Consider the following 19,395-nt stretch of genomic DNA (forward strand, 5'->3'; position numbering starts at 1 on the left):
CAAATTATGAAATTCTTTTGGCGTAACATAATGGTAGCGGCAAATATAAAACTCTTTGTTTGCCTTTTTATTGCTTTAGTGCTGAATTCATGTGCCACACACAAGCCTCAGTATGGCGAAAACGTTGCTCCTGCTAATCAGAAGGCTAATCATGACACTTCAAAACCCGAAAGCACAATTTTTCTTATAGGCGATGCAGGCTATGCCAGCAGGCCTAATTCACAGGATCTACTAAAAATTGTCAGTGAAAGGCTTAAAGCTTCCGGAAAAAACACTTCGCTGCTTTATCTGGGGGATAATATATATCCTTTAGGGATGCCTCCAAAAGATAAAACAGAAGAAAGACAGCAGGCAGAAGCTTCACTTAACAGCCAAATGGAACTTGCCAAAGACGTTAACGGCAAGACCTATTTTATTCCCGGAAACCATGACTGGTATTACGGACTGAAAGGCCTTGAGGAAGAAGAAGATTTTGTAAAGGCCGGACTGAAAGACAAAAAGGCATTTTTGCCAGGCAAAGGCTGTGCCATAAACGACGTTAAAATAAACGATAATGCGGTACTTATAACCATAGACAGTCAATGGTATATTGAGAACTGGGACAAGTATCCTACGATAAATGACGACTGCCCTATAAAAACCCGCGAAGGCCTTTTTGAAGAGTTTGAAAGCCTGCTCAACAAATACCCGGACAAGACCATACTGGTTGCGATACATCATCCTTTACTGAGCAATGGTAGCCACGGAGGGCAATTTTCGGTAAGAAAACAGTTGTTCCCATTAGAAAAAGATATTCCGCTACCTGTAATTGGCTCTGTAATAAATGTACTTCGAAAAACAGGAGGCATGAGCACCCAGGATCAGCAGAGCAAAATATATACTACGCTGTCCAACCGTATAAAAACCCTGATACAAAATAAGAATAACGTAATTGTAGTTTCAGGACATGACCATAACCTGCAATACATCCAAAAAGACAATATCTACCAGATAATAAGCGGCTCAGGCTCTAAAGAAGAAGCTGCAAAGGCGGTAAATCCAAATGATTTCAGCTATGGCGGCAACGGCTATGCAGTACTTGACCTGTTTGCGGACGGAAGTGCTAAAGTCACCTATTATGGCGTTAAGGATAATGTAGAGGCAAAACTGTTCGAAACCTCAATGCTCCACAGGGAAAAGCCGGAGATAAAAACATACCCGGACCATTTCCCGCCTGTTGTAACAAAAACAGTATATACGCCTGAAATGACAAAAAAAGGTAAGGCCTATAATTTCTTTATGGGAAAACATTTCCGTAAATATTACAGCCTGCCTGTTGAAGTACCCTCTGCTTCACTTGATACATTACATGGCGGCCTTACAGTTGAGAAAGCCGGCGGCGGACACCAGTCAAAATCACTGCGCCTACTGGATAAAAACGACAAGGAATATGTAATGCGTGGACTTAAAAAAAGTGCTACAAAGTTCTTACAGTCGGTAGCCTTCAAGACCCGATACATTGGCGATTCTTATGAAGGCACCTATGTAGAGGATTTCCTTCTTGACTTTTATACTACCAACCATCCCTATACCCCTTTTGCAATAGCAGGCCTTTCCGAAAGCGTTGGCATATACCACAGCAACCCTAAGTTGTATTACATTCCTAAACAAAATGCGCTTGGAGAGTTTAATAAAGATTATGGTGATGAGCTTTACATGGTTGAAGAACGCCCTACTGACAGCCATAAAGACATGGCCAGTTTTGGTAAACCTGATGCTATTGAAAGCACCGATGATGTATTGCTAAACCTGCAAAAAGACAAAAAATATGTTATTGATGAAAGAGCCTACATAAAAGCCCGCCTCTTTGATATGCTTATAGGTGACTGGGACAGGCATTCTGACCAGTGGCGTTGGGCTCGCTTTAATCAAAAGGATAGTGTTGTATACCGTCCTATACCGCGTGATCGTGATCAGGCATTTGCAAAATATGACGGGGCAGTACTGTATTTCGTAATGAATATACCTGCAGTGCGCCACATGCAAAGCTATAAAGATGATATTAAGAATGTAAAATGGTTCAACAGGGAACCTTACCCTCAGGATCTGGCATTCATAACTAAATCAGGTATAGAAGTATGGAAAGAAGAGGCCAGAGAACTGCAAAAACAGCTTACTGATGAAGCTATTGAAAAAGCGTTTGCAGTGCTGCCAAAAGAGGTACATGACGAGACGCTGACCACCATTAAGCAAACACTGAAAAAACGCAGGGAAAAGATTGAAGAATATGCCATAGAATATCATGATGTCCTTCTTAAAACCGTTCTCATTACCGGAACCGACAAAAAAGAAAAATTCTTCATTACCAGGCTGCCTGACGGCAACACCGAAGTAAAAATGTATACTACTAAAAAAGACGGTAGTGAAGTTTTAGCCCATGATAAAACCTATAACAGATCTCATACTAAAGAAATATGGATATATGGCCTTGATGATGATGACATCTTTGAAGTAAAAGGCGAACCCGACAATGCAATGATCGTGCGCCTGCTTGGCGGGCAAAACCATGACACCTATAGGGTTGAGAATGGAAAAAAAGTGAAAGTATATGATTTTGCCAGTAAAGAAAACACTTACACTACCGACAGGAAAACAAAACTATTGCTTACAGACGATTATGAAACGAACACCTATGATTATGAAAGGCCGACATATAACGTTTGGGCAGGTTATCCACTGGCGGGTTATAACCCTGACGACGGCGTAAAACTTGGAGTACTGGCCAATTATACCGTAAACAGTTTTAACAGGAGGCCGTATTCTCAAAAGCATGCCATAAGAGGAACATATTTTTTTGCTACTAACGGATTTGAACTTGGCTATCGTGGCCGCTTCATGAACGTAGCCAGTAAATGGAATCTTGGCCTTGATGTATTATATACCAGCCCAAATTTTAGTATCAACTATTTTGGTTATGGTAACGAGACTGATAATATTGATGATGATCTTGGTATGGATTACAACAGGGTAAAGCTAAAAGTATTTCATGTAGCTCCTTCTTTGTTTAAAGACGGCCGTAACGGAAGCACTATCGAATTTAAAGTACCTTTTGAAACCATTGAGGTTGATGATACTCCGGGTCGCTATGTGTCTGAACCGGGAGTTTTGAGAGACTATCTTTTTGAGCATCGTTTGTATGCGGCTTTAGTAGCACGCTACAGCTTCTCTACTTATGACAATCATTCGCTCCCTGCATTAGGGCTTAGTTTTAATATTCTTGGAGGCTGGAAGACAAGTCTTGACCAGTTTGAGCGTAATTTCCATTATCTGGAGAGTTCGCTAAACATCACGCATAAGATAACACATGATGATGTTCTTGTATTCGCGACAACTTTTAACGGTAAAGTACTGTTTAACAATCAATATGAATTTTATCAGGCAGCTGCCTTGGGAGGAGACAATGGGCTTAGAAGTTTTAGGCAACAGCGATTTACAGGTAAACAGTCTTATGCCCAAACGAGTGACCTCAGGTTATCATTAGGCCGTTGGCGAAATACCTTTTTACCTATGCAGTATGGTATTTATGGTGGCTTCGATTATGGCCGTGTGTGGATAGACAATGACACTTCTAAAAAATGGCACACCAGCTATGGTGGCGGATTATGGCTAAATATTGCCGAAGCTGCTACCGGAAAAGTATTCTATTTTCTTGGTGACGAAGGTGGACGTGTATCCCTGGGCTTCTCATTTGGCTTTTAGGCCTGGGAGCTTAAACTGATATAACCTGCCTCCTGTTTGTTTGTCTTTTTCATCGGCAATAAGTAAGGTGTTATTATCAATAAAGCAAACACCCTCTTTTTGTGACGCAAAGCCCAGCTCATGCATTTGCATTTTGGATTTTGCAAAATCGCCTGTTCCAAAATTTGTCATAACAAACACTTTATCTCCTGTGAGCAATACAGCCGTTTTTCCATCAGGACTAATACCGGCTGCTGTTACAGCACATTTTTTATAGATATTGCATGTGCTTAGCTTGCCTAAAAACTGAGCCTTATGTTTCCCTTCGGTATTGGGTACTTTATATACAAAAAAGCTACCGTCAAATTTTGCGCTCCTGTTTTTAGTGAACAGATAAAAATTGCCCTTAAACTCAAAAAAAGCCTCACAGTCAAACATCATCTTTGATTTTTTTGGAGGAAACTCAGTCTGTTCCGGGTAATAGAATGCAATTTTTGCCGATGTAACAGCCGTCTTTCCTAAGAGTTGATTCCTGTCAATTTTATAAATAGCCAAATCCTTCCTGGTATTATCATTATTTCCAAAATCACCAATATATAGATTGCCCTGAGCATCAGATGTCATTTCTTCCCAGTCAATATTAGCGATATTACTTATTGTTAGAGACGAGAGTGTTTTCCCGTCTTTGCCGATTTTGTATATTTTATTTTTATTGCCGCTGTCTTCCAGCCCCCATAATGTTTTAGATTGTGGGAGGTATTCCAGTGCCGACAATTCTTTAAGATCGGTAGTACCAAGTACGGTCAGCTGCTGGCTGTTGCCTGAGCAGGACATAAAAAAAACAGAAATCAATGAGGCCAGGAGGTGTAATCGTTTCATGGGAATGTTTTTTTGTAAAAGTAAAGAGCATTTTCTTTACATCACAGCTTTATAGCTAAAAAACAAAAAACCATCGCCTAAACGATGGTTCTTCTACTATTAAAAATCAAAAATTAGAACAATGGTGATTCATACCAAATAGATGTTGCATAGCATGCCGGATTGCTTTGTTTACCTGAAACACCTTCAAAAATAAACCTCCATTTATAACACAAAGGCATATTCGCAGGCATTACAGAAATTGAAGGAGGAGATGCCACAACATTTTGCACAGTTCCCGTTGGGCCAAAACGAAAAGGAGTGCCTGTATTACTATCTAAATCATCACAATCTGCCAGCGGCTGTACCTCTACTCTTACCTTAAAAGCTGACGCTTCCGAAATTGTTCCTGCAATTACCGGAATAAATACAACAACCGGATTTCCAATACCGTTAGACACATCTACCCTTACTCTTGCTGTAAGGCTCGTAAAACACGAAGGCAAGACTGATGCGGGTACACTTTCTGTAGTAACCATTTCCGCTGCACTATATTCCTCCTGCAAAAATTCATCTTCATTATCCGTGGAGCACGCTCCTAACCCCATTGTAAATACAAGGAGCATTATAATCTTTTTCATACCTCAATTTCATAGCGTTATTATCACAAACATACACGTGTGTTTATTTCGTTCTTAAAAAAAAATCATAAAAACGATAAAAAGCGTTTTTATACGATTAACTGCAGCACATATACAGCTGTTAATCAAGCGTTAATTATAGTTATTTTATGAGAAATTGAACTCTCCTATGGGTAACTTTATAAAACAAAATATATCCCGAATGCTACAGAATATTGCCCATCAGCATAATGACGAAGCCCGTGAGCTAAGAGGGCTTTTTGAAAAGCAGCTCAAAGAACTTTTATGGTCAGAACAAGCTATGCCAACTATGCTTGAAAAATGCATATATGACAGTACTTCAAAGGACCTCATTAGCCAGTTAGAGAAGCAGAGGATTGGAATTTTTAATCATACTTCCAGACTCGAAGCTATTTTTGAAGCCATGGGCATTGCCAAAAATGCATTACCCTATCCTTCGTTGGAATGCCTTATGCAGGAAGCGTTAAATATCGTAATGCAAATACGTTCCGGTGTAGTAAGGGATGCTGCTATTATTGCTGTACTCCAAAAAATAGAACACTATAAGATCGCATGCTACGGAACAATGCGAGCATACGCAATTGCCCTGAGAGAAGAGGATATAGTGGGATTGCTTGAGCAAACGCTTGAAGAAGAAAAACTGGCCGATCTCTCATTATCCCATATTGCAGAATCGCACATTAATATTGAAGCAGCCGATAAAGAAATTTAAACTAAAACCATGGCAAAACCCGAATCTTTTCCTGAACAAACCCAAAGTCAGCCCGGTTATGAGTATAAAATGACCCCTGAGCCGGAAATCATCAATAAAAATTACAAAAGCAGCGGGAAGCTTAAAGGCAAAAAAGCGCTTATAACAGGTGGTGACAGCGGTATCGGCCGTAGTGCAGCACTACATTTTGCACGTGAAGGTGCAGATGTTGCCATTATTTATTATGACGAACATAAAGATGCCAAAGAAACACGGGATCTTATTGAGAAAGAAGGTGTAAAATGCCTGCTGATATGTGGCGACCTTAAAGATGAGGATTTTTGCAAACAGGCCGTATCAGAAGCTGTTGATGACTTAGGCGACCTCAACATCCTGGTTAATAATGCAGCAGTTCAGTACCCTCAAAAAAACTTTGCAGAAGTCACAGGGGATCAGGTACGGGAAACCTTTGAAACCAATATATTATCCTTTTTTTATATAACTCACGCAGCCCTGAAGCATTTGAAAAAAGGCGACAACATTATAAACACAAGCTCAGTTACAGCCTACAGGGGTAGTTGGCATCTAATAGATTACAGCAGTACCAAAGGTGCCATAGTAACATTCACCCGTTCGTTATCGGCAATGCTGGCCGAAAAAGGCATCAGGGTAAACGCAATTGCACCCGGCCCAATTTGGACACCGCTTATACCTTCTACATTTGAAGCCGAAGAGGTAGCCAAATTTGGACAGGATACACCTATGAAACGAGCCGGACAGCCAAGCGAAGTAGGGCCTGCTTATGTTTTTCTTGCAAGTGAAGACGCATCCTATATAAGCGGCCAGGTAATACATATTAACGGAGGCGAAATTGTTGGCGGATAAACCGAATAATTATTAAATCAATATACATCATGGATAAAAATGCAAACAACAAGGAAAATAATCTAAAAAAAGATTTTCCACTACCATACCAGGACCCGGCAATTACGAACCCCACAGAGTTGGCTTCATTTCCTAAAAGCTCTGAAATAACAGATGCTAAAGAAGTGGAACATGAAAGGGAAAGCCATTTGGTAAACAAGCGAACCCCGGTAAGGGAAGGGCGAAATATAACCCGCACTGACAACAATCCCGACAATGACGGATTTATGTAAGATAAAGAGCCTTAATGGCTCTTTTTTTTGTACTATTATTATTTAGAATGACAAAAAATATCTTTTTCATAAAAAACTTAACACATGGAATATTATTTCTATGTAAATAATTTGTACATTTAATCTATAAATCAAACGATTATGGCAAATTATGCAATGAACCGCCACGATCTGGGAGACCTTGGCGGAAACCCTAACAACATGAATTCATACGACAATTTTACTTTTCCGTATGAAGACCCGGCGATCATCAATCCGGACGAACTGGCATCCTTCCCTAAAACAACCTGCCCTTCTCACAATGGAGCTTTCCCTCATCATGAAAGCCATTTAGTGAACAGGAGGACTCCGGTAAGGGACGGCAAGAACATTACCATAACAGATAACCATCTGGACTAAAAAATGGTTTATGATTAATCAACTTTACTAAAAAAAGAATAAAGGGGCCTAAGAGCCCCTTTTATTTTATGCTATTACACCCTATCCTTTTCTTTTTGCCTTCTTTACAGGCTTAACAGTATCGTTTAGTGTTGAAGGTTGCGGAGTACTCTTAACATGATTCTGTGTCTTTAGCTCATCTTTACGTGGCTGGATCTCCCCTTGTTTCTTAGGCTGCCTGTTAACTGCGTCTTTTTGAATTTCTTCATCTTTTACGGGTTTATCTTTTAGCTCCGTTTTAGGTGGAGGCATCGGAGTAGATGGTGCTGGGGGAACCTGCTTCGGATCTGTTTGGGCTGAGGCTATACCTAACACGAGTATAGCTGCCATGGTCAGGAGTATCTTTTTCATAATTTTTTAGTTTACATTAAATATTTCATTTACAATCAACAAGTTACAAAATCAAAAACCTATACCCTGTTAATCACTAGTTAATCATGAGTTAATTAAAATACCTGAAATTTAAGGTATGACTAACTTTATATACCATGAAAAAATATTATGATATAACAGGCACTTCAGGAGTGACATCCTATGAGATAGATGAAGAAAGTATCATGGTAGAATTTAATCATGAGGTGGTATACCGCTATACCTATGCCAGTGCAGGAAAACGGACTATCGAAAAGATGAAAAGGCTTGCGGCAGAAGGGAAAGGCCTGAGTACCTATATAAGCAGGTCTGTCAGGGAAAAATATGAATCAAAACTAAATGATTAATATGAACTATACAGAGGTTTTAGGATTATCAGCGGCTTTCTTTACAACAATAGCCAACATTCCGCAAGCCATAAAAGTGATCAGGACACGTGATGTAAAAGGCCTTTCAGCACCTACCTATGCCATGCTGTTTGCAGGAATGATACTTTGGGTAGTTTATGGTATTATAAGAAACGATCTTCCTTTAATCCTGGCTAATTCAATTGCAGGTGCATTGTGCGGTGTTATACTGGCTATGAAACTTATATGCCGTAATGAGCAACCCACCGACAGAAATGAATAGCAACTCGCAAATGTTATTTTATTGCCAATTAGATTTTTGTTAGGAAACCCTCATTAAACTTTTGAATAAATTTAATGTAGAAACCTCTAATACCCTAAAAAATGAAAACGATAACCGTAATAAAACAGCTAAGTTTCGCTTCCTTGCTTATTGCCGGCATGAATATTTATTCATCTTGCGACAGCTGCAACAGAAAAACAGAAACCACCGAAGAGAATACAACGGATACTGACAGTTATGAATCTACCTTCGAGGAAGATACTGTAACAACCGGCGATATTAATGACAATTCGACCTCATCAACGTCAATTAGTTCTTCAGGTGGCAATAAGAGTGGAAAGACGACTAAAACGACTACGACCAAAACTACCGGAACAACAAAAACGGGAGCAGCTTCCGGCAGTGCTGCAGATGAAGAAGCCAGGCAGCAGGCCATTACTGACCAAATAGAGAACAGCGATGCTAAAAGCGGGGCTGTAGACAAAAAAGGAAACCCTATAAGAAGCAGTGGTGACGCAGGAATCGGATCAGGAACAGGAACCGGCAGTACTGGTAATAACTCAAGAGTAACAACACGTGAAGCTCAAAAAGGAAATTAAAATCTATAGTTATGAAAATAGTTAAAGAAGCAATTTATGCCTCAATATTTGGTGCAGGCGTTTGCATGGCATCTTGTGGCAAGAATAATAATGAAGGCCATTCAACTGAATATACTTCAGATAGTATCAGCGTATCTCACAAAGATGGTATTGACACTGAAATGGATTCCATAGTATCTCCGGATACTGTAATGCCTGCACCATAATTATAATATTTTGTGCCCAATGATATCCAACACTGATAATCCTGACAAGAAAAAAGAACAACAGGAAAAACCTGATGTGGCAAAGAAGCAGAAACAAATAGACGATAACGAAAAATTCAGTCCGGGAGAACCCGATGATTATGATGCGGAGGAATATTCTACAGACTGATTAATTACAAGAATCCCATAAAAAACTAATTATTCATGGATTTACCATGGACAGAAATATCGCTCCGACTTTTATTGGCAGCCGTTTTTGGCGCAGCCATAGGTCTTGAACGTGAACGTAAAGACTGGGCTGCCGGTATGCGTACACACATGATGGTATCTATGGGATCAGCACTTATTATGCTGGTCTCCTCATTTGGATTTAACGATATTGTAGGACAATCCTATGCAGAACTTGACCCATCGAGGGTAGCTGCACAAATTGTAAGTGGTATAGGCTTCATCGGGGCAGGCACCATATTGTTCCGAAAGCCGGCAACAGTGCTGGGATTGACTACCGCATCAGGATTGTGGACGGTAGCAGGTATCGGAATGGCTACCGGGGGTGGAATGTATTTTGCTGCAAGTGCCGCAACGGTATTGTCTATCATTATTTTATGGGGATTACATCCTGTACAAAAAATGGTTTCCAACAAATTTCATCAAAAATCGCTCACCATTCATGCCGATGGTGATATAAATCCCCGAAAAATCATCAACAAGCTTTTAGAAGATAAAGACCTGGATTTTGCCAACTTTTCGATCACACGCCACAAAAAAGAACTTATGATCGAAGTACAACTGGAAAAAACAGCCAGTAACCGCCTGCTGGATATCATAGATCGCCTCCAGTCGGAATCTTACATCAAAAAAATATCCTGGAGTAAATAATCATTTACGTTCATTTAGGTATAAATAGCTACTGTTTCCTGTTGCAATTTTTGCGATGTACCCGTTTCCATATAACGTTTAAAACCAAGAATATCTTTGCGTACCATCTTTTCAAAAACAGGATTCATTAAACGCGCTATCTCCTCTCCTGCTGCCCCAAACGGAGCTTCATAAGAAAAGACTACATGAACAAGTGTTCCCAACTCTCCGGCATCTTTAAACGTCACCTTACCCGCATTTTTTATCACAGATCCGGGTAATGATGCCCAGCCTATTTGTCTGTTGGGCTCATCATAAACAATCTCGGCCTTCCAGCTTACTTTACCCAAACCTCCCGGTAACGATGCCCTCCATTCAGAATGTGTCTCTCCAAGTACAGTCACTGCGTCAAGATGCTCCATGAACAAGGGCAGGTTGCCCAGGTGCCTCCAGAAATTATAGGTTTCGTTTACAGGGCGGTTAACTACCATCCTCACATGGATATTGATGTTAGACCCCGAAGGTTTTTCAGGTTTGCTAAAAAGTTTTTTACCAACATCTCCGGCAGGACAATATCCGCTCACAGCTCTATATATCATATATCCGGCTGCTCCTATTTCAGGAATGCTGCGCTTGTCTTTCTTCATTGCATCATACAAGAGATAAGCACCTCCCAGTAAGGATATGATACGTTCAAGGTCACCAATATTCTTTTTGGCTTTAGGAGTTTCAAGGTAGGTATGCTTTTTCATAAACGTGATTTTATTGGAATTAACATTCTATAATAAAAATAAGAAACACGCGGCGGAGTTCCTTTTGTTTTAACAATCTCTTATAGTAAAAGGCCCTCATTACTGAGGGCCTTGTGATAATTATGGTTTTAACGGAGTTGGTACCGGCTGCGGCGATCCCGGAGTCGTGGGTGCCCCAGGCGTTAACGATGCCCCCGGTGGCGGTGCAGTTACAGGAGGCGTAACCTGTGGCATGGCCGAGGAGTTAGTGTTTACGCTTCCCGGGGCTGATGCCGGCGGTAATGGTGTTACATTACTGTTCTGTATCGAATTAATGTTCCTTTCCGCAGCGCGCTTCTGTTCGGTTGTTGTTCGTGTATCTGTAGATGTCGAACGTTCCGTTTGTGTTTTCTTTTTTGTCGTTGCCTTCGTTCGCGAAGGTTCTGTCTGAGCTGAGGCTATGCCAAAAACAAGCATAACACCCATAGTTAGAAATAACTTTTTCATAATTAGAATTTTTTAATGGATTATGGTACTTTGCCCTGATTTGAAGTTGTGGAACCCGGCAATGTGGTTATCTGATTATTAGTCCCTGTAGGAGCGTCTGTAGTAATGGCAGTTCCCGGCTGGAGGGCACCCTGAGCCTGCGGATAGGCAACTGTGGCTCCCGGATATGGTGAAGCTGCGCCATTTAGTGGATTTGCAGGCTGTACAGGCTGCACTGTTGTTGCCTGGGATGTGGTTGTCACTCTTGTACCCGTAACTAGTGCCGGAGAAGCCTGTCTTGACTGCTGCCTGTTTATTTGCTGAGTAACATTCTCTACAGGAGGTGTTCCCGGAGAAGGGACGGCTGTAACAGGATCTACTTTATTTACCTGCGCTGATGCAATACCAAAAACCAGCATTGCCATCAGCATAAACATTGATGTTTTCATGATACATGTTTTGTGGTTTTCTATAAAGTTACCAAACACAAACTCATAACACACTGTATTTATATTAATTAACCTATGTTTAACCCAATTTCACATAACTTTTTAAGTCTTTGGTAACCGATATAAATTCAGTTATGTTTTGACAGGATATTATTATACTTTACAGCTATTTTTTCCGAATTTGCAATGTTTTAAAATATTCGTACAATGAAAAAATATAGTCTCCTTATACTGGCCTTCTTTTTATTTTCGGCTCCGGCTGTTGCCAATGTATTGTTGCCATCTTTCTTTTCAGACAATATGGTCCTGCAACGCAATGCCGAAGTTAAGCTATGGGGATGGGCAAGTCCGTTTGAAGAGATTACCATAAAACCGTCATGGACATCGGAAGAATATAAAGTTAAGTCGGGAAATACTGCTACGTGGGAAATAAAAATTAAAACTCCTGAAGCCGGAGGACCCTATACTATAAGTTTTAAAGGTTACAATGAGATCGTACTTAAAAATGTAATGCTTGGTGAAGTGTGGTTTTGCTCAGGGCAATCTAATATGGAATGGACGGCAAGCCAGGGCATCGATAATGCCGAAGCAGAAATCGCTAAAGCCAATTATCCGAATATCCGATTTTTCAGCGTTCCGCGACTATCAGCACAGTATCCTCAGATGAATGTGCCGGGCGACTGGAAAGCCTGCACTCCAGAAACGATGAAATACTTTAGTGCCATCGGTTATTTTTTTGCTGAAAAGCTACAAAAGGAATTAAAAAACATACCGATCGGTATAATAAATTCAAGTTGGGGTGGCTCACCCGCCGAAATATGGATCCCCGAAGATTTTATTGCTAAAGATCCTATATTGGCATCTGCCGCTGCAAAGCTTTCGCCTATGCCATGGAGCCCCACAGAACCGGGAAAAACATATAATGCAATGATATACCCTTTGGTAGGGTATAAAGTTGCAGGAGTATTATGGTATCAGGGAGAGTCTAACGTAGGCTCTGCCGTGTATGATAAAACCCTTGGCGGATTGATAAAATCATGGCGTGAAGCCTGGAAAGATGATTTTCCGTTCTATTTTGTACAGATAGCACCTTATAAATACGACAATGATGATTACTCGGGCGTTATAGTAAGAGATGCCCAGCGTAAGGTTGTACAGGCTATACCCAAAACAGCTATGGTAGCCATAAATGACATAAGTACTATAGACGATATACACCCGCGCAATAAAAAGCCTGTTGCAGAACGCCTGGCAAATTTAGCGTTGAAGGATGTTTACAGACTTAATAAAGGCATTGTAAACGGGCCATCGTATAAAAGCGTAAAAGCAGAAAAAGACAGGCTTGTCGTTTCTTTTGAATATGCCGAAGGGCTTCATTTTAAAGGGAAAACCTCATCTCAGTTTGAAATTGCAGGAACTTATGGCGTATTTCATAAAGCTCAGGCAAAAATTACTAAAAACACTGTTGTTCTGACTTCAAAAGAAGTAAGAAACCCAACACAGGTGCGCTATGCATGGCATAATACCGCTACCTCCGATATATTTAACAGTGCAGAATTACCTTTGTCGTCGTTTACGAGTAAATAAAATCAAGAAAAGGGCCATAAGGCCCTTTTCTATTAACTTAACTAACTCAAATTATTCTTTTAGCATAAAGCCTTATTATGTGCTTTTTTGATTGATGCTACTTATGTAATGCATAATGTGTGCCAAAACATAGAATTTAATCAAAAAAATTATCGGCTCCACTTTTCGAGCTTGTATGCACTATTCCAAAAAGCATATTCAAGCCGACTTGCATTTATAAAAGCTTCGGTCATATATTCTTGCTGCTCCTTAGTGCTATTCTCTGCTGCCAAATCGCATATCGCAATAGCCTTATCCACAAGTTGACCAAACTCCTCTCCTGCATAGGTTAATATCCAATTATTGTACGGGTTATCTGTTGCATCTGTAATGGATAGTATATAATCGCCTACTCTTTTGTAAATCCAGAAACAAGGCAGCACAGCAGCCATACCTACTGCAGAATCGGCCATATAAACCGTACTCTGAAGATAATGTACATAATGGTGGCAGGCAGGCGACATTGCTACCCGTTCGGTAAGCTTATAGTCTTTAAAATAAGAGTCGTGCAGGGAACGCTCTACCACAATAGCCCCTTCAGAAAAACGTATAAAATCGAGCATTATATCTATATTTTGTGCTTTGGCTGCAATTATTGCCAGGGTCTTTGCAAAATATTCCAGGTAATGGGCATCCTGCTGCAAATAATAAGTAAACTTTTCGACAGCTAATGTTCCTGCTGCCAGTTCTTTTATAAAAGGCATTTCGGTAATATCAGTGTATATGGGCAATGCTACAGCCCAGGCGTTTTCAGACCATTTCATTTTTAATCATTTTTTGAGGGTTAAAGGTGTGATTTAACGGACCGTTGCCCTTACCACAAATTACATCGGCAGCGTGATAAATGGCATCATGCACATATTCCTGTGCTTTGGTAACAGCATCTTTCAATTCCAGGCCTCGCGCCAAATAAGCTGCAATAGCCGAGGATAACGTGCAGCCTGAACCGTGCATATTTATAGTTTCAATTTTATCGGAATAATATTCCTTTACAAGGTCAGCTGCATTTACCAACATTGATGTTAACTTTTGTGACTGCAGGTGACCTCCCTTCAACAATAGGGATTCACACCCAAGAGACATTATCCGGGCTGCTGCTTCGTACATATCCTCCACCGTTTTGACCGGGATTCCGGCTAGCAAAGCCGCTTCATCCATATTAGGGGTTATGACCTTCGCCAAGGGGAAAAGCTTTTCAGCGATTGCTGCTACGGTATCTTCTTCAATCAGTCTATGTCCGCTTGTAGCTATCATTACGGGATCGAACACAACAGGAATCTGAGGATAATTACCCAAAACCTCTGCAATAACATTCACCAGTTCTACGCTGTGTACCATTCCTATTTTTATGGCATCAGGCTGTATATCTTCCAGTACAGCTTCCAGCTGTGCTTTTACAAATTCCGAAGGCACACTGTGAATAGACCTGACACCACAAGTATTTTGGGCTACCAATGCGGTTATTACGCTCATGCCATAACATCCCAATGCTGCAAATGTTTTGAGGTCTGCTTGTATGCCTGCCCCACCGGTCGGATCAGTTCCTGCAATTGTAAGGACGACCGGATATTTATATTTTTTCATAATGCTTTCTCTATTTGGTTACGTATTGCTTCAGCCGCTTTCGCAGGATCATCAGCGCCGCAAATAGCAGAGACCACGGCCAGACAATCGGCTCCTGCGCTGATTACTTCATAAGCGTTGTGTACATTCATGTTTCCGATTGCAACAAGAGGTTTGTCGGTTTGCTGCCTGATCGATCTGATACCCTCCAATCCCCACTCAGTCACCGTATCGGTTTTGGTCACGGTACTAAAAACCGGGCTGACACCAAGATAATCGGCATATTGAATTTCGCTATTGGTTAACTGCTCCATATATTCAATGGAGTAACCAAGTAAGTTACAGTCTGCCCATTCAGCTTTTATGTGAGACGGAGGCATATCGCTATTACCCACATGTATCCCAAAGGCGCTGCTTGCTTTCGCAACCTCAATATTATCATTGATTATCAGCGGAACATTATACCTGTCAAGCATAGCTTTAAGCCGTATCGCTGTTTCGGCAAATTCCGGCAGCAATAGTTTTTTCTCACGAAGCTGAACCATATCTACACCTCCAAGAACAGCCTGTTCAGTAACCGATACAAGACTCCTTCCCATGCAGGCTTCCCAGCTCACCACAAGATAAAGGCGGCTTAAAAATGATTTAGCCATTTTGCGATTCGATTTTTAGGCTTTCGAAGAATTCTTCCTTTGTAATGTTGTAAAGCTTGTCAAGCAGGTTAAGCTGAAGGCTCCCAGGCCCTACACTCGTTTTCTCTGCGAGCTCTCCTGCAATGCCAAGCAATGCCATAGCAGCAGTGGTAGCATGAAACTTATCTTCTTCAACCGCTGCAAAAGCACCAATTAAAGCTGAAGCAGTACATCCAAGGCCTGTAACCTGCTGCATCATTGGGTGTCCGTTACTTAAAAATATTTTTCTTTCTCCCGAAATAATAACATCTGTAGCTCCCGAAATACAAACTATACTCCCATAAGTAGCGTTAAGCCATTGTGCGGCTTCAACAGCCTCAGTACTTTGGTGTACGCTGTCTACTCCTTTTGTTTTTGATTTACCGGCTTTAGCCAAAGCTAATATTTCTGATGCATTACCACGAATTACTCCTGGCTTGTACAATAGCAGCTGTGCAACCGTTTCGTCACGGTAGGCAGTCGCTCCTGCACCTACAGGGTCTAATACCCATGGTTTACCTAAAGAATGGGCTTTAGCAGCTGCCAAAAGCATGCTTTCTACCCAATATTCATCAAGCGTACCAATGTTGACTACCAATGCTCCACAAATAGAGACCATATCTTCGACCTCAAGGCGGGCATGAGCCATAATAGGTGATGCTCCTGCCGCAAGCAATGCATTGGCAGTAGTATTCATAACCACATAGTTAGTAATATTGTGTACAAGTGGAGCGTTTTCGCGCACAGAAAGGATGGAATTCCAAAGAGACTCTTTCATATTTTTTAAAGAATGATTATTAAAAATATGGCTATAGAGTCTCCAAAAAGGAGTTGAAGGAATAGTATAAACTATTCCATCGCTTTTCCCTACGTCGGTGTTAACCGCATCAGGTTCAAAGGGACTCTCTCAATTCTTTTCAGAATACCCCTAAAGCCAAAGTTCAAATATATGGATAGTATTTATAAAAAATGAAAAAAGACAGGCGTAATACCTGTCTTTTTTGTTTTTATTTACTGAAAGTGATCTGAATATCGAAATCAAATTCTTCTCCCGCTGTTATATGCCTCACTCCCGGATGGTCGTCTCTTATACCCTTTACCTGAAGATTCACTTTATTGTTAACTATAGGCCTCCAACTTTCTTTTGTAAGTGAATAGCTCTTGCCGTCTACACGTTCGTAAAACGTATATTTCAAATAATTATTCTTGCCTGCCTTTACTACATCAAACCCTATGGAAAAAACATCAGACAGCTTAACCATCTTAGACTTGTAGTAATCCATTTTACCATCTTTCGTTACAGGATCCATTGTTATATTATAAGGCAATCCTCCCCTTGAGCTTTTTATAGTAAGGCTCTTTACTGAAACAGTAAACTTGCTATCCGCCGGAATTTCTGTTTTTCCGGTTCCCGCTGCAATATAATCAGCCCCGGACTCAACTTGTTTTTTTGCTTTGGTTATATCAGCCTTTACAAGCGGTAATGGCAGTATTGCATTTAGCACGTGTTCCCTTCCATTATAAAAATGTGAATCAGGACAACGTGAAAAGTTTTCTTTTACAAAAGTCTCAAGGCCTTTCCATACTTTTATTTCTTTTTGCTCTTTTTTTCCAAAGGCAGTATAATAGCCCACCTTAGTAAGCCTACCATTTTCAGTAAGCTCAAGTTCGGCTGTAATAAGTTCAGCTTTTGGTGTATGTTTTTTTATGGAATCCAGATTTTTAAGTACAAAGTCGTAAGTACTTACATGTAGCTGCTTTACATCACAATTGTTTTCCTTGTCCTGGGCTAAACCTGTGGCCGAAAAAAGCAATAGTAATGATGCAGAAAGCAATAAACGTATCCTCATTGTGTAGTTATCTTTGAATATAATAAACGTAATCGTCACAGCAATTGTTATGCCGCTTGTGTAAAAACAGCGTGCTAAGTTTTTACCCTACCCATGCTATAAGCCAAATATACGAAACCCAAAGAAAAAAGGACCGAAGTCCTTTTTATTATCTTTATATCGTAGCAGATTAAAACCTGTTATCACCATCCAGCAGGTTACCAAGGCCGCCTAAGATACTGCCTTCTCCCCTTTGCTGACCTCCACCCTGCGGTGCTGATGCATAAATTCTGCCTGCCAGCCTGCTGAACGGAAGTGATTGTATATATACCACTCCAGGCCCCTGAAGCGTGGCATAAAATAAGCCTTCGCCTCCAAAAATAGTGTTCTTAATACCTCCCACAAATTCTATATCATAATCTACAGTCTGCGAGAAGCCAACGATACAGCCTGTATCTACCTTAAGGACTTCGCCGGCCTGCAGCTCTTTTCTTGCCAGAGTTCCTCCTGCATGCACAAATGCAAGGCCATCGCCTTCCAGTTTCTGCATAATGAAACCCTCTCCTCCAAAAAGGCCACGGCCAAGCTTACGCGAAAACTCAATACCTACCGATACTCCTTTTGCAGCACAAAGGAAAGCATCTTTCTGGCAAATGAATTTGCCTCCAAACTGACGAAGGTCAAGAGGTACGATCTTACCGGGATAAGGCGATGCAAAACTTACTTTGCGCTTAGTATGGTATTGGTTTAAAAATACTGTCATAAATAAACTCTCTCCGGTAAGCATGCGTTTACCTGCCGAGAATAGTTTGCCCATTATACCTTCAGTCTGGTTTGAGCCATCCCCAAAAATGGTTTCCATCTGGATACCACTGTCCATCATCATAAAACTCCCGGCCTCGGCAACAACGGCTTCCTGAGGATCAAGCTCTATCTCTACATATTGCATTTCTTCACCATAAATATGGTAGTCAATTTCGTGTGCAAGCATCTTAATTTAAATTTTAGGTTGTTGGATTTTTTTGAATAGTATTCTTTGTTAAACATATAAGACGAATTAGCGAATCATTCGTTACAGAAGACTAATAAAATTTGAAACAGCTGTAACAAAAATGTATTTCTGACAACTAATATCCAAAATAGTCGGAGTTAATCATCAATCACCGAAGTTTTGGAATTTGAAATTAGTTATAAATGCAAAAGCCTTTCTTTAGAGAAAGGCTTTTGTTATTTTAATCTTTTATGTTATACCGTTTTATTTAATTTCCAATATGATAAGATATCGGCTATCAGTTTTTTATATCCTGAAAAAGTGACCGGCTTGGCAAAATAACCCTGAATAGATCTTTGATAGGCCTTGGATATATAATCAGATGTATCAGATGTCGTAAGAAACAGGTAAGGAGAGCATCGCTCGCTAAGTTCAGGGTCCCTGCTTATAAGGTCCCGCAATGTAAAACCATCAACTTTAGGCATATTTATATCCGAAAGCAGTAAAAAGGGCTCCGTATTGGTCGATTTCAGATAATTAATAACTACAGAGCTGTCTTCTATCACTACAAGCCTGTTGTCATAATTATTTTCGGTCATAACCTGGTCAAATGCTTCAATCAGGATTTCCCTGTCATCAGCATCATCTTCGATGAGTATTATGTCTCCATTTGTTTTCATACCCAAATATATTTAAATTTTAAATAAACTGTAGAGGAATATATAGATTGTAAGAGTAATGGTAAAATCTTTATACCTTATCTAAGGTACGGGAAAAAAGGAAAAATAGTTTCGGGATAACCAGTATTAGTATAAATATCGACGACCTGCATCAATAAGCGACATCCCTATATTAAATACT

The 19,395-nt window shown here is 40.4% G+C and carries 25 protein-coding genes and 1 riboswitch; of the genes, 12 read left to right on the forward strand and 13 right to left on the reverse strand.

Going from position 1 to position 19,395, the window contains the following annotated elements; genetic code table 11:
* Positions 1–6: 6 nt before the first annotated feature.
* The gene (locus ACX0HA_RS05315) at positions 7–3,738 is read left to right on the forward strand and encodes a metallophosphoesterase (RefSeq protein WP_458844234.1); all 3,732 of its coding nucleotides are present in this window, start codon (positions 7–9) and stop codon (positions 3,736–3,738) included.
* Here ACX0HA_RS05315 and ACX0HA_RS05320 read toward each other — a convergent pair.
* Both ACX0HA_RS05320 and ACX0HA_RS05325 read right to left on the reverse strand, forming a co-directional pair.
* Entirely contained in the window at positions 3,724–4,596 is an 873-nt protein-coding gene (locus ACX0HA_RS05320) for a hypothetical protein (RefSeq protein ID WP_458844235.1), read from the reverse strand. The genes ACX0HA_RS05315 and ACX0HA_RS05320 overlap by 15 nt on opposite strands.
* Before the next feature lie 113 nt (positions 4,597–4,709).
* Complete coding sequence (locus ACX0HA_RS05325) at positions 4,710–5,216, reverse strand: hypothetical protein (protein WP_458844236.1); 507 nt, start codon at positions 5,214–5,216, stop codon at positions 4,710–4,712.
* Between the two features lie 202 nt (positions 5,217–5,418).
* On the opposite strand from ACX0HA_RS05325, the gene ACX0HA_RS05330 reads away from it, so the two are divergent.
* From ACX0HA_RS05330 to ACX0HA_RS05345, 4 genes are all read left to right on the forward strand, one after another.
* Positions 5,419–5,949 (forward strand): YciE/YciF ferroxidase family protein, encoded by a 531-nt coding sequence (locus ACX0HA_RS05330; protein ID WP_458844237.1) that lies wholly within the window; start codon positions 5,419–5,421, stop codon positions 5,947–5,949.
* Between the two features lie 9 nt (positions 5,950–5,958).
* Positions 5,959–6,813: an SDR family oxidoreductase gene (locus tag ACX0HA_RS05335; protein WP_458844238.1), complete on the forward strand. Its 855-nt coding sequence runs from the start codon at positions 5,959–5,961 to the stop codon at positions 6,811–6,813.
* A 29-nt stretch (positions 6,814–6,842) separates the two neighbouring features.
* Positions 6,843–7,085: a hypothetical protein gene (locus ACX0HA_RS05340; protein ID WP_458844239.1), complete on the forward strand. Its 243-nt coding sequence runs from the start codon at positions 6,843–6,845 to the stop codon at positions 7,083–7,085.
* Positions 7,086–7,226: 141 nt separating this feature from the next.
* Positions 7,227–7,484, forward strand: coding sequence for a hypothetical protein (locus ACX0HA_RS05345; RefSeq protein ID WP_458844240.1), 258 nt, complete (start codon positions 7,227–7,229; stop codon positions 7,482–7,484).
* Positions 7,485–7,565: 81 nt separating this feature from the next.
* On the opposite strand, the gene ACX0HA_RS05350 is transcribed toward ACX0HA_RS05345, so the two are convergent.
* A complete protein-coding gene (locus ACX0HA_RS05350; protein ID WP_458844241.1) occupies positions 7,566–7,874 on the reverse strand; it encodes a hypothetical protein in 309 nt (102 codons plus the stop codon).
* 137 nt (positions 7,875–8,011) lie between these two features.
* On the opposite strand from ACX0HA_RS05350, the gene ACX0HA_RS05355 reads away from it, so the two are divergent.
* The 6 genes from ACX0HA_RS05355 to ACX0HA_RS05380 all read left to right on the forward strand — a co-directional run bounded on the left by ACX0HA_RS05355 (position 8,012) and on the right by ACX0HA_RS05380 (position 10,209).
* Complete coding sequence (locus ACX0HA_RS05355) at positions 8,012–8,242, forward strand: hypothetical protein (protein WP_458844242.1); 231 nt, start codon at positions 8,012–8,014, stop codon at positions 8,240–8,242.
* A gap of 1 nt (position 8,243) precedes the next feature.
* Positions 8,244–8,525, forward strand: a complete 282-nt coding sequence (locus tag ACX0HA_RS05360; protein WP_458844243.1) for a SemiSWEET family sugar transporter — start codon at positions 8,244–8,246, stop codon at positions 8,523–8,525.
* 101 nt (positions 8,526–8,626) lie between these two features.
* Positions 8,627–9,124: a hypothetical protein gene (locus ACX0HA_RS05365; protein ID WP_458844244.1), complete on the forward strand. Its 498-nt coding sequence runs from the start codon at positions 8,627–8,629 to the stop codon at positions 9,122–9,124.
* 11 nt (positions 9,125–9,135) lie between these two features.
* The gene (locus tag ACX0HA_RS05370) at positions 9,136–9,330 is read left to right on the forward strand and encodes a hypothetical protein (protein WP_458844245.1); all 195 of its coding nucleotides are present in this window, start codon (positions 9,136–9,138) and stop codon (positions 9,328–9,330) included.
* 19 nt (positions 9,331–9,349) lie between these two features.
* Entirely contained in the window at positions 9,350–9,499 is a 150-nt protein-coding gene (locus tag ACX0HA_RS05375) for a hypothetical protein (RefSeq protein WP_458844246.1), read from the forward strand.
* A 35-nt stretch (positions 9,500–9,534) separates the two neighbouring features.
* On the forward strand, positions 9,535–10,209 hold the full coding sequence (locus ACX0HA_RS05380) for an MgtC/SapB family protein (protein WP_458844247.1): 675 nt from the start codon (positions 9,535–9,537) through the stop codon (positions 10,207–10,209).
* 14 nt (positions 10,210–10,223) lie between these two features.
* On the opposite strand, the gene ACX0HA_RS05385 is transcribed toward ACX0HA_RS05380, so the two are convergent.
* The 3 genes from ACX0HA_RS05385 to ACX0HA_RS05395 all read right to left on the reverse strand — a co-directional run bounded on the left by ACX0HA_RS05385 (position 10,224) and on the right by ACX0HA_RS05395 (position 11,854).
* Positions 10,224–10,940: an SRPBCC family protein gene (locus ACX0HA_RS05385; RefSeq protein ID WP_458844248.1), complete on the reverse strand. Its 717-nt coding sequence runs from the start codon at positions 10,938–10,940 to the stop codon at positions 10,224–10,226.
* Between the two features lie 120 nt (positions 10,941–11,060).
* The gene (locus tag ACX0HA_RS05390; protein WP_458844249.1) at positions 11,061–11,426 is read right to left on the reverse strand and encodes a hypothetical protein; all 366 of its coding nucleotides are present in this window, start codon (positions 11,424–11,426) and stop codon (positions 11,061–11,063) included.
* Between the two features lie 20 nt (positions 11,427–11,446).
* On the reverse strand, positions 11,447–11,854 hold the full coding sequence (locus ACX0HA_RS05395) for a hypothetical protein (RefSeq protein ID WP_458844250.1): 408 nt from the start codon (positions 11,852–11,854) through the stop codon (positions 11,447–11,449).
* Positions 11,855–12,061: 207 nt separating this feature from the next.
* Between ACX0HA_RS05395 and ACX0HA_RS05400 the strand changes: the two genes are divergently transcribed.
* Positions 12,062–13,441: a sialate O-acetylesterase gene (locus tag ACX0HA_RS05400; RefSeq protein ID WP_458844251.1), complete on the forward strand. Its 1,380-nt coding sequence runs from the start codon at positions 12,062–12,064 to the stop codon at positions 13,439–13,441.
* A 149-nt stretch (positions 13,442–13,590) separates the two neighbouring features.
* Here ACX0HA_RS05400 and tenA read toward each other — a convergent pair whose 3' ends face one another.
* The 7 genes from tenA to ACX0HA_RS05435 all read right to left on the reverse strand — a co-directional run bounded on the left by tenA (position 13,591) and on the right by ACX0HA_RS05435 (position 19,214).
* Positions 13,591–14,244 carry a thiaminase II gene (tenA, locus tag ACX0HA_RS05405; protein WP_458844252.1) on the reverse strand — a complete coding sequence of 218 codons (654 nt, stop codon included), beginning with the start codon at positions 14,242–14,244 and terminating at the stop codon, positions 13,591–13,593.
* Positions 14,231–15,064 carry a bifunctional hydroxymethylpyrimidine kinase/phosphomethylpyrimidine kinase gene (thiD, locus tag ACX0HA_RS05410; RefSeq protein WP_458844253.1) on the reverse strand — a complete coding sequence of 278 codons (834 nt, stop codon included), beginning with the start codon at positions 15,062–15,064 and terminating at the stop codon, positions 14,231–14,233. The genes tenA and thiD overlap by 14 nt, the downstream gene beginning before the upstream one ends.
* Positions 15,061–15,696: a thiamine phosphate synthase gene (gene thiE / locus ACX0HA_RS05415; protein WP_458844254.1), complete on the reverse strand. Its 636-nt coding sequence runs from the start codon at positions 15,694–15,696 to the stop codon at positions 15,061–15,063. The genes thiD and thiE overlap by 4 nt, the downstream gene beginning before the upstream one ends.
* A complete protein-coding gene (thiM, locus tag ACX0HA_RS05420; protein WP_458844255.1) occupies positions 15,689–16,492 on the reverse strand; it encodes a hydroxyethylthiazole kinase in 804 nt (267 codons plus the stop codon). Before thiM ends, thiE begins: the two co-directional genes overlap by 8 nt.
* Positions 16,493–16,561: 69 nt before the next feature.
* Positions 16,562–16,654, reverse strand: a riboswitch (TPP riboswitch).
* A gap of 67 nt (positions 16,655–16,721) precedes the next feature.
* Complete coding sequence (locus ACX0HA_RS05425; RefSeq protein ID WP_458844256.1) at positions 16,722–17,564, reverse strand: hypothetical protein; 843 nt, start codon at positions 17,562–17,564, stop codon at positions 16,722–16,724.
* Positions 17,565–17,733: 169 nt separating this feature from the next.
* Entirely contained in the window at positions 17,734–18,534 is an 801-nt protein-coding gene (locus ACX0HA_RS05430; protein WP_458844257.1) for a TIGR00266 family protein, read from the reverse strand.
* Between the two features lie 254 nt (positions 18,535–18,788).
* Complete coding sequence (locus ACX0HA_RS05435; protein WP_458844258.1) at positions 18,789–19,214, reverse strand: response regulator; 426 nt, start codon at positions 19,212–19,214, stop codon at positions 18,789–18,791.
* Between the last annotated feature and the right edge of the window lie 181 nt (positions 19,215–19,395).

It is taken from the genome of Flavobacterium hauense (assembly GCF_054457175.1).